General features: G+C 42.9%; 12 protein-coding genes, 1 other RNA gene and 1 pseudogene. 1 reads left to right on the forward strand and 13 read right to left on the reverse strand.

Going from position 1 to position 13560, the window contains the following annotated elements; translation table 11 throughout:
- A partial coding sequence (locus HZ297_RS10170) for an IS3 family transposase (RefSeq protein WP_178862052.1) occupies positions 1 to 95 on the forward strand: 95 nt, incomplete at its 5' end.
- A gap of 40 nt (positions 96 to 135) precedes the next feature.
- Here HZ297_RS10170 and HZ297_RS10175 read toward each other — a convergent pair.
- From HZ297_RS10175 to HZ297_RS10235, 13 genes and pseudogenes are all read right to left on the reverse strand, one after another.
- A complete protein-coding gene (locus tag HZ297_RS10175; protein ID WP_178863438.1) occupies positions 136 to 1968 on the reverse strand; it encodes an Ig-like domain-containing protein in 1833 nt (610 codons plus the stop codon).
- Between the two features lie 4 nt (positions 1969 to 1972).
- On the reverse strand, positions 1973 to 2575 hold the full coding sequence (recR, locus tag HZ297_RS10180) for a recombination mediator RecR (RefSeq protein WP_178863440.1): 603 nt from the start codon (positions 2573 to 2575) through the stop codon (positions 1973 to 1975).
- Positions 2576 to 2612: 37 nt separating this feature from the next.
- Positions 2613 to 2942 (reverse strand): YbaB/EbfC family nucleoid-associated protein, encoded by a 330-nt coding sequence (locus tag HZ297_RS10185; RefSeq protein WP_178863442.1) that lies wholly within the window; start codon positions 2940 to 2942, stop codon positions 2613 to 2615.
- A 47-nt stretch (positions 2943 to 2989) separates the two neighbouring features.
- Entirely contained in the window at positions 2990 to 5050 is a 2061-nt protein-coding gene (gene dnaX / locus HZ297_RS10190; protein ID WP_178863444.1) for a DNA polymerase III subunit gamma/tau, read from the reverse strand.
- 151 nt (positions 5051 to 5201) lie between these two features.
- Positions 5202 to 5298, reverse strand: an RNA gene (gene ffs / locus HZ297_RS10195) — signal recognition particle sRNA small type.
- A 285-nt stretch (positions 5299 to 5583) separates the two neighbouring features.
- Positions 5584 to 7296 (reverse strand): hypothetical protein, encoded by a 1713-nt coding sequence (locus tag HZ297_RS10200; RefSeq protein ID WP_178863445.1) that lies wholly within the window; start codon positions 7294 to 7296, stop codon positions 5584 to 5586.
- 10 nt (positions 7297 to 7306) lie between these two features.
- Entirely contained in the window at positions 7307 to 8215 is a 909-nt protein-coding gene (locus tag HZ297_RS10205) for a DNA repair protein (RefSeq protein ID WP_178863447.1), read from the reverse strand.
- Between the two features lie 14 nt (positions 8216 to 8229).
- Positions 8230 to 8628, reverse strand: coding sequence for a hypothetical protein (locus HZ297_RS10210; protein WP_178863449.1), 399 nt, complete (start codon positions 8626 to 8628; stop codon positions 8230 to 8232).
- 55 nt (positions 8629 to 8683) lie between these two features.
- The gene (locus HZ297_RS10215) at positions 8684 to 9298 is read right to left on the reverse strand and encodes a hypothetical protein (RefSeq protein ID WP_178863451.1); all 615 of its coding nucleotides are present in this window, start codon (positions 9296 to 9298) and stop codon (positions 8684 to 8686) included.
- 102 nt (positions 9299 to 9400) lie between these two features.
- Positions 9401 to 9760: pseudogene (locus HZ297_RS10220) on the reverse strand (IS30 family transposase); the annotation flags it as partial.
- A 424-nt stretch (positions 9761 to 10184) separates the two neighbouring features.
- Complete coding sequence (locus HZ297_RS10225; RefSeq protein ID WP_178863453.1) at positions 10185 to 11432, reverse strand: hypothetical protein; 1248 nt, start codon at positions 11430 to 11432, stop codon at positions 10185 to 10187.
- A 76-nt stretch (positions 11433 to 11508) separates the two neighbouring features.
- Positions 11509 to 11811 carry a hypothetical protein gene (locus HZ297_RS10230; protein WP_178863455.1) on the reverse strand — a complete coding sequence of 101 codons (303 nt, stop codon included), beginning with the start codon at positions 11809 to 11811 and terminating at the stop codon, positions 11509 to 11511.
- 11 nt (positions 11812 to 11822) lie between these two features.
- Positions 11823 to 13550 carry an AAA family ATPase gene (locus tag HZ297_RS10235; RefSeq protein WP_178863457.1) on the reverse strand — a complete coding sequence of 576 codons (1728 nt, stop codon included), beginning with the start codon at positions 13548 to 13550 and terminating at the stop codon, positions 11823 to 11825.
- Positions 13551 to 13560: the final 10 nt, after the last annotated feature.

Here is a 13560-nt window from a genome sequence, read left to right on the forward strand (position 1 = left end):
ACTATATTGAGTACTATAATCACAAACGCATCAAGCAGAAACTCAAAGGCCTGAGTCCGATAGAGTATCGAAATCAGGCCTTGGGTACCGCTTAACTAAAATGTCCAAGTTTTTGGGGTCACTTCATTTTAACTATTAGTTTGCCGGATCAACAATTGTAGTTTGTACATATCTACCTACACCACCAACAGATGTACTGACTTTTACTTCAATAACACCTGACTCAGGGTCAGCATTATCATCTGCAGACGTGAGCATAAAACTAAACTGCAATGCGGCTAACTGATTAGGAACAGCAGAATAGGGAATCGTCGAAAGGGTTCCGACCTCACTTGAAATCGAAATCGAAGCACCTGTAGGCGCTGACTGGCGCACAGCAACGGTACAAGCAGCATCATTCGGATCGGTCACACCAGCAATCCGATCACCAGCCGCATCCAAACACTTAGCTGCAGAATCCTCTACCAAAACCCATATATTTTTAACGTCCAGCCCAGCTGAGAAGTTAGATATAGCCTGACATCTTGTAACTAAATCAATTTTGCCATTTGCATCTAGGCACGATGTATTCACACCTACTAACTCATACATATATACGTTTGGTGAACTGCTCGCCATGATAATAATGCCATCATCACGAACATTCGTTAGGAAATTGGAGCGACCAGCAATATTATTAGCATCTACAGGACAATCCGTTGAATGATCACAAGGCACACCATTGTAAACACCGTCTGCGGCTGTATAAATAGCATTGTCATCATAATCTATTAATTTTTCATCAATACTGAAGCCATTACCAGAGGCCGGATTATACGTACCCGACTCATCATCATCACGAAACGCCTCACCAATATCATCAAAGACATCGCCGTCATCAAAAACGCCGTTTGCATTGTAATCATAAAAAGTCTCATGCCCGATGGCATAAGCCGATACGCTAGAACGATGATCGGCAGGACGAGGATTCTGACTTCGCCACACAACAGAACATGCACTATTTGAAGTAGTACAGGTCGAATCAATCAATCCACCTTCGGTTGTAAAATTCACCACTGTGCCATCAGGAACCGGATTATTAAAACGATCGCCTAGATTCACCGTTACAGTAACGGTTTCACCATCGTGCTCTAACCCCTCGACCGAAAATTTATCAAACGACAAACTAATACTGTTTTGGTCCGGAATACCCGTAGTAACAGTCAATAAATCAGATTGTACATAAATCAATTCGCCATCGGACAAGGTTACAGAAGCACCTACTCTCACAGGCGTTGAAATAGTCCCTGCCTGAATCGTTGTTGTAACCAAACCCGAAGCATTAGAACTGCCAGATGAAGGTGATAAAGACAAGCCGCCAACCGTCGTAGAAAGATTAAAACTGACAGTCGCGCCTTCTATTGGATTGCCGAACTTATCCACTACTTTAAAGGTCACCTGAGACGTCTCTCCATAACCTACGCCACCTGTTCCTTTTAGCGACATAAAGGTGGGAGACGCATCAATAAACTGGATCGAACCCGCAGAAGACGTATTGGCGCCACCATCACTAATAGTAGCTGCAAATTGATAGTTAAGAGAAGTTGAATTAGGGTAAGCCGTTGATGCTGCAGTTAAGGTACCCGGTGCCGTACCCGATGCAATATCTGGAGAATAAATCGTAACTGACGCTCGACCCGTATGATCAGTTAAGACGGATGTCTGAGAAAGTGTTCCCGACGTAGCAGACAAACTAATAATTTCATTTTCAACCGGCATATTTCCATCATCTAAAAATACAATATCAACTTTCGCATCATCGTTAGACGGAATGGTTGTAGACTCCTCTCCAGTCGAGGAGATAGTCATTTTCAAGTTAATACCTGGCTGATAAAACTGCGCCGAATCGCCACCTCCAGCACTGCCCCCACAACCACTAACCAACAGCATAAGGAGAAAAATACTTAACCATTTAATTGACTTAACCATGACGCTATACCTCTTTTCTAGCGATGAATGCCTGTGACAATGTTCCACTATCGATGTACTCAAGTTCTCCACCCATTGGAATTCCTTGAGCTAACCGCGAGACTTTAACGTCACAACGTTTAGCCATCTGTTGAATATAATGAGCAGTTGCCTCACCTTCAACTGTCGGATTGGTAGCAATAATCAGTTCCTGAACCTTACCTTCGTCTTTTTGCAACAAACGCAATTCTAACTGATCCAACCCCAGCTCTTGCGGCCCGATACCATCAATCGGCGACAAATGCCCCATCAACACAAAGTACTTCCCACGAAAGATACCAGACTGTTCAATTGCCATCATATCAGAGGGCGACTCAACAATACAAAGTTCTTCGCCATTTCTCGTACTAGAAGCGCATATTGCACAAATATCTTCTTCGGTGAAAGTTCGACATGATGCGCAATGATGTACCTTGGCGATCGCCGATTCCAACGCCTTCGCCAACTGCGCACCGCCCTCCCGGTTCTGCTCCAATACATTGAACGCCATGCGCTGTGCCGTCTTCGGGCCTACACCGGGAAGCACGCGGAAAGCCTCTATCAGCTCTGCAATTAACGGGCTATACATGCCGAAACATCCTGTTTAACAATCTCAACAGGCCGGCTTAAAAAGGCATCTTCATGCCCGCAGGCAGGTTCATACCGGCTGTCAAACCTCCCATTCTTTCCTGCGTCACCTCTTCGAGACGGCGCGATGCGCTGTTGACCGCGGCGGCAAACAGATCTTCCAGCATCTCTTTGTCATCCATCAGGCTGTCGTCGATTTCGACCTTGACCAACTCATGCTTGCCCGTCATCGTCACCTTGACCATGCCGCCGCCGGCTTCACCATTGACTTCCATGTTCGCGATTTCTTCCTGCGCCTTCTGCATATTCTTCTGCATCTCCTGCGCCTGTTTCATCAGGTTGCCAAGTCCACCTTTTCCACCAAACATCTTCTGTTCCTTTATATTGCTTTGATATATTGCTTTAAAATTGTCTATTAAACCGGTGCGATGGAAGCGGCAATCACCTCCATCCCCAATTCCGCCTGCAACATGGCCACGTTCGGGTCATTCTGAATCGAGACCACCGCCTGCTGCTGGCGGTATTCACTCTGCTGCAGCGCATATTTGGCCGGCGTATCATGCCTGTCAAACGAAGCAAATTGCAACTGAATTTCCCCGCCAAACGTCTGCTGAATGCACTCTGTCAAACGCAACACCGCCATGTCGGTTTTGGCAAACTGCTGTTCGGGATCGACGCTTAACTTCCAGACTTGCGGCGAATAACTCACCAACACGCTTTGGCGCGCCAGTTCGGCCGCCATGCCCTCCGGTTGAAGCCGCTCAAGCAATTCCAACCAGACTTGGGTGCGATTCGCATCGGTCAATGTATGATAGTCCAATCCCTGTGGCGCATTCAAAGGGTTCTCCGCTGGCGGTGCGGAATGCAACCCGGCCTGCTGAGTTTGCGGAACACTTTCCGAAACAGCAACGGCTTCAGCCTCTGATTCCGGCAACTCCATCCACGGCGGCAACGCCTCCTGCAAATCCGGCTCTTCCAGATCAGAAACAGGCGGAACATCATTCACAGGCACAGGCGACATGGACCATGCCGGCTGAACGGTTGACGCATCGGATGACCATGAAGGCTCTGCCACATTTTCGGTTTGAGGAGATTCATGGCGCGATTTGAGCGGCTGCTTCAAACGCTGCTTAATCAGCGATAGATGATCGCTTACCTCAACCGCAGGCGGCTCTTCAACGACCGTAACGACCTCCGCAGAGCGGGTTTCTTCTACCATGACCTCCGAGAAGACAGGCGGCACGGGTGGCGGGCTTTCACTAACGACTTCAGGATTTAACGGTTTTTTTTTTGAAATCAGATCACGCGCCGAAGACAGCCCAGCCAGCACCTCCTGCGGACTGAGCCCTTCCTCCTCGGGCAACGCAGGCGTCAGCCCGTGCTGCGCAACCACAGCGGGCTGAAACGCCAACATTCGCAACAATGCCATCTCAAACCCGATGCGGATATCCGGCGCCAGCTGCATATCCTGTTTGGCAAGCAATGCAATCTGATATAGCAGCTGCACCCGTTCAGGCGGAATTTGCCCGGCCAGCTCTTCTATCACCGCCTCGGGCAGCAAGGCACTTTCATCAAACTGCCCCAACACCTGCTTAAACGCCAAGGCATGCAAAACTTCAATCAACTGCGCCAGCAAGGCTGCGTAATCCACGCCCATCGAAGCTAGTTGCTGAATCACCTGTTTCAACATGGCGGGCGAATCCGCGGCCAACGCCTGCAAAATCGCCAAGGTGAACTGCTGATCCACCAGCCCCAGCATGGTTTGCACAGGTTCATAATGAATTTCGCCGCCACCGTAAGCAATCGCCTGATCGAGCAAACTTAACGAATCGCGTGCCGAGCCGTCTGCGCTCTTGGCAATCAGCGCCAATGCGGCCGGCTCAAAAGGCAGCCCTTCTTGCTGAAGAATATATTCCAAATGGTTTTGAATTTGGGTCTGCGTCAAACGCATCAGATTGAACTGCAAGCAGCGCGACAACACGGTAATCGGCAATTTGTGCGGATCGGTTGTCGCCAACAGGAATTTCACATGTGCTGGCGGCTCTTCGAGGGTTTTCAACAAAGCGTTAAAACTGCTCTTGGAGAGCATGTGCACTTCGTCGATCAGATAGACTTTGTAGCGGCCTTGGGTCGGTGCAAACTGCACGTTATCGAGGATTTCGCGGGTATCATCCACTTTGGTACGGGAGGCCGCATCCACCTCAATCAGATCGATAAAACGACCTTCGTCAATGGCGCGACAACTATCGCACACGCCGCACGGCTTGGAGGAAACCCCCTGCTCGCAATTCAATGCCTTGGCAAAAATCCTGGCGATAGTCGTCTTGCCCACCCCGCGGGTACCGGTAAAAAGATAGGCATGGTGCAAACGGTTTTGATCCAACGCATTGGACAAGGCCTGCATGACATGGCTTTGGCCGACCAATTCGGCAAAGTTTTTGGGGCGCCACTTTCTCGCCAGAACGGTATAACTCATGTAATTCCCGGTTTGCAGCAGACACTCAAAGAGCGTGTTTTAGTAAATCAAACGAGGTCTTATTTTAACGTGAATAGGCAAGAAAAGAGAGGAATTATCCAATCAATTTATGAGGATGGGAAAAGCGGAAACTTCGAAATAGTGGAGGCAACCCTACCCGCCTTACCTCGGCGCACACATCAGTCGGTACCGTTGCTTCCTTCCGGACCTGGCGGGGTTCCCGACCTAGCGTCGCGAGGGGACGGATAGAGTCACCATATTGGAAATGCATCAAAAAAATAATGGCGGAGAGCGGGGGATTAGAAGAAGCCCGTCTTGCCTAGCACACAGAGCACACCTTTAAAAACATACTCACTTTTGTACTCACTTTCAGAAAAGTCATTCCGAAACAGAACGGGAATTATACACAGTTCATGAACCTTAATCCAGCCGTTTTACAAATGATTGAATCGCACTCAACCACGTAAAACCCTCAATTCCTTCTGAAACAAGACTAAAGCCTTTCTTCCACAAAGACAAAATAAGACAATCTCTTAAATAACAATTGTCTTGTTTTCAGAAAGCATAGTTAAAAAGCTGTCCGTTGTTTTTATCTGAATATCAACTTGAAAAAAATTAGCTACATTATGAACATGCTCATTAAGAGCCATGCCTTCTTCAACTGATTCATCAAGGCTATCAATAACACTCAAAAACTGAGCTTTCTGATGCGCTAAATTCTGTATAGATTCAGACGCAAACATATCTGTATTCTCTTTTATATTCTGAACCCTGAGTTGAAATATTTCTTTAATTCGTGCTGCACGGATTTCACCTTTAACCGAGAAAATATCGATTTCATTCAAAATCCATACCACTAAAGTTGAAGCGATGCCTGATAAAATAAGTGTGGCTACCTCTCCAAAAACTGGAATTTTACTTAATACCTCTTCAAACTGAAAAATCAAGATCGGAGTTATTGATGTTGCTATCAGCTTGGTTATCGCATCGGCTTTTTGTAGTGAGCTGAGCTTATTTCCATTTGCATCCTTATCCTTCAATAGGATTTTGATTGCTTCCTTGATGGCGAAAAATCCATCAGAGATCATAGATAGTATTTTTTTAAAGAAACCTTTAACGAAATCTAATAACTTACTAATCAACACAGAGATTAAGTTAGTAAATATATTCTTCAAACTCCCTTTGAGGGTAGAAAGGATATTGTCTTTAATATAAGCAACAGCTCGACGAACCCTAAAAATAACAGCCTCTATTTTGTCGGCCGTATTTTGCTCAAAACCATACAAAACGCCTTTGGTTACCATCTGATTAACTTCAAACCAAATTGGCTTGAGCGAATGGATAATAAGATCTCCTAAAACCTCCAAGCCAACGTTTTTAGCCATCAATTTTGCAGCTTCTTTATTTGTGTCTTCTTCCGCTTGCCTCTGCAGCTCTAATGCTCTCCTTTTTTCTTCATCAGAAAGATGGGCCAACCTACCATTTTCAATCGCTTCTTTAAACGTAAAATCTAGTTTTGCCTGATTAACTGATGAACTAATGTATGCTTCATTGCTTGGAAGTCCTACTATTTTTTCTATATCATCACGATAAAGATATGGATTATTTTTAAATAGTTTTCTTAGATAATTAATGGGTAATACATGATCCATATTGGCTTGCTGGACGCCCTTCTGTTGAGCCCCAGCTCGAGTCAAGTCCAAATCCTCACCAGTAATTTCATCCTTGACAGTGGTTGTTTTTACAGTCTTTAGCTTTCCTTTTCTGTTCACATAAGTGACAGTTTGATCTCGAACAATGCCTTTGTCTTGTTCCGTATTAGATCTTGGCTTTGTATCGTAGAATTTATTTCTATGAAATCCGTTAGAGTCGTAATAGGTTTTCTCTCCTTGCATAGAAGCAACATCGTCGTTCCAAGAGGATTCACTAGATTCAGTATAAGAAAATGCCATAACCTCATTTACAATTCGCGAAGGTGTGATTTTAGTTTTTCTGAAGCCTCCATGCAGCTTTGGGTGCTTTACTAAACCGTCAGCCAAGCTTAAAAGCAAAGGCTGCATAAGACTGTCAACCAACGATTCTTTACTCTCAAGCTGTTCGTGAATTTGATTTAAAACTTCAAGGGAGTCATTTTGGTCATTGATTTCATAACTAATCAACTTTTTGCTCATTTGAAGAGGTGAGGTGTTATTTAATTCTTCTCTAAACTCATCAAGAGAGATTTTCTGTCCCGCTAACGTATGCATCCCCACTCCTTTAAGCAACTAAGATATTTAAATTTTTTAAAGGTTCTTTAAACATTTCAAGTGTCGAAAGATCCTGATGTATAACTTCACCTTGCTCGGTCAAATACCCCAATTTAGACATTTCTTTTAACACTATGGATAAATTGAATAAAACATAAAAATTCTCGAGATGAAAATTTGGCAACCGTTTAAAGCTTATTTTTCCATCGACCAAATCATCACCGCCTAAATGGGCTTTATTAATTTGAGCTATTACTCCATACTCAAATTTGGACAAAAGCGCTTCGTAAGTTTTCAGCAGTCTATCAAAGTACATGACAATCATCTCGAGTGAATCCTTAGCAACCCTCGCCTGATTTAACTGAGTGGTCATTTCCTGTATTTCACAATTTATTCTCTCCTCTTCAATCATAACTTCTTGAAGAGTTTCTTTAGCCTTCTTCCTTGAATAAAAACCCCAGGTGAAAATACTAAAAAAGTATTCTTTTAACGATAGGTTATTAAAATCAATTTTGAATAGCTCACTATCAGACCTAATGCCGGTAATTTTTTTTCTCTGGAAAATCGACTCATCAAAGAAGTCCAGAAAATTAACCCCATTTATCTTTACGTCATGAACACGGTTTACGATTGAAAGAAAGCTTTCAAAGTGACTTTGATAAATATCAATCTTAAATTGATTGATCGATTCCACTTTAATCGCCAAATCTTCAGCTATTAAAAGCATTTCTGATTCATATTCAGTCTTAAAACTTTCGTACTTTACAGAGATAGCATTCAATCTCTCTTGAGCCTCTAAAAAATCGGCCTTACCGGTAATATTGTTCCATACATTAGTTATCTGACGCCTTACCGAATCCGATTCACCTTCCGACTTTCGGCTTATTTTGCTTGATGGTCCCCACGCAAAAGATAACATTACACACCTACCTTTTAACCGATTAAGTTTAAGCCTTCTTCTACCAAATCATTCATTGCCTCTACCCAACGAATGATTCTTTTCAGCATAAAGCCGTCAACATCCAGTTTTGCTGCAAGCTCTCCAAAAAACTTGGACTCTTTTTCACAAACTTCATTATCCGCGCTAAGAACGCCATACAGTTCAATAAGGACAATTTTCTTAACTTTGTCTGTAGACTTAGTAAAAGCCTCAATAATTGCTTCTATTTGATCTTGCCGCGACGCAAGATAATCTTCTAAATGACACTCATATTTATAATTGAGCAATACCTTTTCTTCAGAATCCTTATATTCGCCATTTAACCCCATGGAATATCTGGCCAACTCTAAAAAATCTTTTTGCTCTTCTTCATTCAAAAAACTTAAATACAATTTCGTTCTCCAATAACTAAATACGTTGTCAATTTTAAAATTGGCTATTCAATCACTAATGATTTTTGTGAATTACTTTCTCAATAACGTTGCTATCATCGTCATACGTGTATTCCACAACTTGTTTAACTTCACCTGCTTCATCATATTCATATTCACGAGACAGATTTAAAGATTCAAACTCCATTCCAACTTCTACAGAGCCGTTTTTATAACTAGCTAAATACTTTAACGTACCGTTATCATTAGCATACGTTCTAGCTTCTGTAATATCGCCTTTTTCATCATAGTTAACCGTTGTTGTTGTATCCGCTATTTTGTCCACAATCTCCACAACTTTAGAAAATCCATAACGCTTAAGATAGTGCTCATCCTCTTCAATAAATTCTTTGTTCGCGCTTAACTTACTATCTAAACCAATCAAGTTTTCAACACGTAATCGGCTAATTAAGTTAACTAAGCTATTAACACCTTTATCCGTAGAGTCTCTCATTAATTCGCATGAAACGTTTAACTTGTCAAAGTCTGATTTAACTCCTGAAAAATAACCGTCCAATCGTGCATTTAAATCAATATTATTTTGATTTACGCGTTTCATCATCACGATAAACAAAACGACCAAAACAACAGAACACAACAGATTGAAAGCCAACACCAATTCAGACAACATCTAGACTCCTTAATAAATAAAATTACTGATTAAAAATGTAAAGCGATGCAATAATAAAAGCAATCAACCTTTTCACCGACAACGATATTAACTGCCTTGAATTCAACTAACAGTTGCAACACCCACTTGGCATTTGCATCTTTTTAAGACCTCCAACGGCGATTTAAAGCCATGCCGTTTTCGAAGTCGGTTATTGAGTTTATCTTCAACCGCTTGAATTTGTTCATTCGTTCCACGCTCCCAGCTATGGTAGGGACGCGCAAAATAACATTTGCAGCTCAAGGCTTCACTGACCTTATGATGATGCTCGAATTCCTTGCCGTTGTCCGCGGTGTTGGTTCTGACTACCCATTCCTTAAGGGCGCCCATCATCGCTGTCGCCGTCAATTCCGCTGTTGCTCTGCTGACTTTGAGCATTTTGAGTAGTCCCGTTTTCCTCTCTACTACAGTGACTAGCGCCGCCGAGTTTTGCGCACTTTGTGGCGTAGATGCTTATATAGCTCGCCACCTTGCGCTTTGTCTTGAGTAGATATGGTAAATCCACTCGTGACTAATTCGTTTTTTGTGCGCCCTCTCCAGGTAACCAGCGATCTGTTGAGGTGACCACTGATACTCCGTTAAATAGTGCTTCACCCGACCAATGATCCAGGTGTCACGCATACCGTACTTAGAGGCTGTCGTCTATGTACTGTGTATTACTCAGCCAGTTGAGCCCAGTATTTGTTGGGAGGGGGGCTGGATGTTGCGTTTATTATCTGAACTCAGGGATTTATAAGCTAATAACTAATCAACAGACCAGCCAACCTCACCTATTTTTTTAATGATGGCTCTAACTGGAGTTTTTGAACTGTTAACGACATCGCATTTTCATTCAAATTAGACACAACTATCTATATTTAAAAAAACTTCTAGTTACTCTTCTTACCCTTGCATCAAACGATTTAACCTCATCAAAATAACCCAATTTTTCAAGAATTTCTGCGACCTTATCCAACTCTGAAGTCGAGGCTCGATCATTTAAAAAATAAACAACCCCACCTTCTTGATCGGCTTTAAAGTAATGCTTCATTACAAAATCATATAAAGGCTTTTTAGTCGGTTCTTTACTTAATTTATAAAAGCCATATTGATACAACTTTTTCGGACACTTCGTTCTACTTACCGAGTTTTCGAACCTATCAGCTCTATCACTAATTTTCTTTAATGCAGCAACAAATCTGGAAACCTTATCCTCTGCTATCAAAAGTTTTTCACGATTTATTTCTGATTCTGCCATCGTTTCATTTAATTTGGACACTAGATAGTTAATATCCTCAATGACCTCTTTAATCGTTAAATGGGTTTGCTTTAAAGCCTCATTTAGCATCATCTGTTTGACTTTGAACTTATCTAGCTCGCTTACTCCAGAAACATGCCTAACCCCTGCATAAGTCAAGAAACCAACGGCACCCAATACAGCAAGCCCCCCAGTCACCCCCATTCCCAAACCAAGCGTAGCCAAGCCTGAAGTTACACCCGCTGCTGAAAGACCCACTACTGAACCCGATATATAGACAGCCGCAATCGGTGCCCCAACAGCTGCGGCAGTAGCAGCTAATTTCGAAGCACCTTCTCTGATCTTATTATCATCAACATTCTCATCTAAAATTTTGAATCCATCTAGCACCGCCTGATAAGCAAAATTAATTTCCTTTTCAGACAAGCCAAAAAGCTCTTTATTAAGGGCAACAAAGGACACATCACCATCAAAATTCTTTTTAGACGAATAATGAGCATTAATAATATCTTTAACCAGTGAAATCATTACAGATTGATGCTGGCTCGAATCACTTAACTCTTTTATCTCAGAAATCAGAGTCTTGGTAGCTATTTGTGTCTCTTCAGAAATACTGTCAATATACGTACGAACATCAAACCTAACTTCTTTGGAAAGCTGAAGTCTTGTCATCAACAACAAAATTTCTGAAAGTTCATCTGCATCAATATTTTTATCGTCATCAAACGTCATATTGACGATAACTTGCACATAAGCTCTCTTAAACTGATCTGACATTTCTGTGAGAACCATGACTTGAAGCTCTTCTTTAAATTGATTATTCATTTTTAAAACCCCATCCAAGTTTAATGCAACCATTACATATTACCACGTATTTATTAGCCAAAATTCTAATGGCGACATTAGTTGTCGCATGATTTTGTATGATTAACATCTAAACAACACTCTGCAAACAACCAAAATGTTCCATTTCGATCCCTTCAATGAAGGGAATAATATTTTCATAAAGCATTGGATTCTTTTGTTTTAGGATTTCTAATCCCGACTTTCTCTCCTGTGCAGTGGGCCGATTGACATAACTCAACGCAAGGCAATACAGCATCCACTCTGGTGTTGTCGTGTCGGTTGACTCCTTTATCACCAAAGGCACATAGGAACGGTCCCTTTTTACCTTCATCTGCCCTTCATTGAACGCCATCACACTGCGCACTCTTTCTTCAAAACCCTGTATGATCATGCCTGCTATCCTCAATGCGACAATTCACTCATAAAACCAATTCCCGTTCTTTTTACATAACCGGGCTTGAACTGGCACTCCTGCTCCAAAGCAGAAAGCAGCGTGCCTGGTTCAGGTAACATCCCGCCGATACTCAGCCTCCTCATAACAGCTGAAAAATCACCAGGAGTAAGCACTTTCATGCTTTTTAGTTGCTCCCATATACAGTCCTGATCGTACTGATGGATTTCGTATTGACGGAAGATCGCTTCAATCATTGACCAGGCCTGTTCAGTTTTTAGGGGCTTGAATTCAAGCTTAAAGTCAAAGCGCCGTAGGGCCGCTTGATCAATGTTATTCATTAGGTTGGTGGACGCGATAAACACCCCTTCAAAACTTTCCATCTGCGTGAGCAATTCATTGACCTGCGTGACTTCCCAACTCCTCACAGCGTTTTCACGGGATTGCAAAAAGCTGTCCGCTTCATCAATTTGCAGAACTGCCCCTTCTCTTTTAGCCTCCTTGAATGCACGTGCAATATTCTGTTCAGCCACACCCACATACGGAGATAGCAGGTCAGAAGCGCGCTTAATCAACAGCGGTCTATCTAACTCTTTAGCCAGGAAATTGCCAAAAGCCGTCTTACCGGTTCCTGGCAAACCATAAAGACAGAAGTGACCTCGCTGCGAGTGCTGCATCCCCATTACAAGCTGCTCGATATCCGCATCGGTATTCACGTAATCTAGGGAATAACCTAAACCGGTTTTTAGGCTTTTCAATTCCAAAGACGGGTGTCCCTGCGCTTCCAGCGTTGAATTGATTAGCGTAAGCATATGGTTTTGAATGGCCTCTCGAGGCTCGTCGGGCTTGGCTATGGTCTGCACCACTTTTACTGCACGACTAATCACTGCTGGCACCAACTGCTTATGATCGGCCAATTGCTGAATCCAATCCTGACTGACATCCACGCCTTGCAAGGCATTTTGGATAATCTCGCATCGCACGCTTCTGGGAGGAGTATCAATTTCAATCACCAAATCAAAACGGCGAATATAGGCTGAATCAATCTGCCCGATCGAATTACTGATCCAAAACGCAGGCACTGGGTTTTCTTCCAATAACTTGTTAATCCATCCTTTATTTCCACTTTGGCTTTTTCTCTCCATAAACAATGAAATGCTATGCGGGAATACATCCTCCACCTCATCAAAGAGCACCAAGCTTTGGGTATTTTTTTGCAAGGCGCACTGGGCTAACTTGTAAAGCTCGACTCTTCTTCCCTCAATTAATCCCTCTCGGCCCTTATCCTCACTAGTTATCTCATACAGGGGATATTCAAGAGATTCTGCAATCGCTTTAACCCACTCGGTCCTACCAGTACCTGGCGGCCCATACACTAGGACATTGGTTCCTATACGAGACCTCTGCCCCTTCAAATACCTTAACAAACGCTTAGATTGATCTCCTAAATGAGGGAAGTTTTCCAGGGTCAGCGATGCTGGCTTACTCAGAGAAAAATACCGTTTCAAAAGCTCGATAGGATCATTACACTCGACTGTTAACACATCCTCGAGTCCTTCTAGTAAATCCACCTTATTGCTTAAAGTGTTATGCATACGAACATCTATCCTCAAAAGTCCTGACGACGCTAACAAAGACTGACTATCAAGCGATAGTGCAATTTCTTTTTTAGATTGCCCCAATACCGTTGCGAGGATCTCAACCAGTTGCTGACGGTTCAATTCACCAATACTATTCATAAGGTCATTG

The sequence above is a fragment of the Thiomicrorhabdus cannonii genome, assembly GCF_013391695.1.
Taxonomy (GTDB): Bacteria; Pseudomonadota; Gammaproteobacteria; order Thiomicrospirales; family Thiomicrospiraceae; genus Thiomicrorhabdus; species Thiomicrorhabdus cannonii.

What these genes read in the sequence shown, in the direction of transcription:
- dnaX (WP_178863444.1), bottom strand. Translation starts at nt 5,050, where the DNA reads ATGAGTTATACCGTTCTGGCGAGAAAGTGGCGCCCCAAAAACTTTGCC.
- recR (WP_178863440.1), bottom strand. Translation starts at nt 2,575, where the DNA reads ATGTATAGCCCGTTAATTGCAGAGCTGATAGAGGCTTTCCGCGTGCTT.
- HZ297_RS10235 (WP_178863457.1), bottom strand. Translation starts at nt 13,550, where the DNA reads ATGAATAGTATTGGTGAATTGAACCGTCAGCAACTGGTTGAGATCCTC.
- HZ297_RS10200 (WP_178863445.1), bottom strand. Translation starts at nt 7,296, where the DNA reads ATGCATACGTTAGCGGGACAGAAAATCTCTCTTGATGAGTTTAGAGAA.
- HZ297_RS10225 (WP_178863453.1), bottom strand. Translation starts at nt 11,432, where the DNA reads ATGGTTGCATTAAACTTGGATGGGGTTTTAAAAATGAATAATCAATTT.
- HZ297_RS10185 (WP_178863442.1), bottom strand. Translation starts at nt 2,942, where the DNA reads ATGTTTGGTGGAAAAGGTGGACTTGGCAACCTGATGAAACAGGCGCAG.
- HZ297_RS10230 (WP_178863455.1), bottom strand. Translation starts at nt 11,811, where the DNA reads ATGATCATACAGGGTTTTGAAGAAAGAGTGCGCAGTGTGATGGCGTTC.
- HZ297_RS10175 (WP_178863438.1), bottom strand. Translation starts at nt 1,968, where the DNA reads ATGGTTAAGTCAATTAAATGGTTAAGTATTTTTCTCCTTATGCTGTTG.
- HZ297_RS10205 (WP_178863447.1), bottom strand. Translation starts at nt 8,215, where the DNA reads ATGTTATCTTTTGCGTGGGGACCATCAAGCAAAATAAGCCGAAAGTCG.
- HZ297_RS10215 (WP_178863451.1), bottom strand. Translation starts at nt 9,298, where the DNA reads ATGTTGTCTGAATTGGTGTTGGCTTTCAATCTGTTGTGTTCTGTTGTT.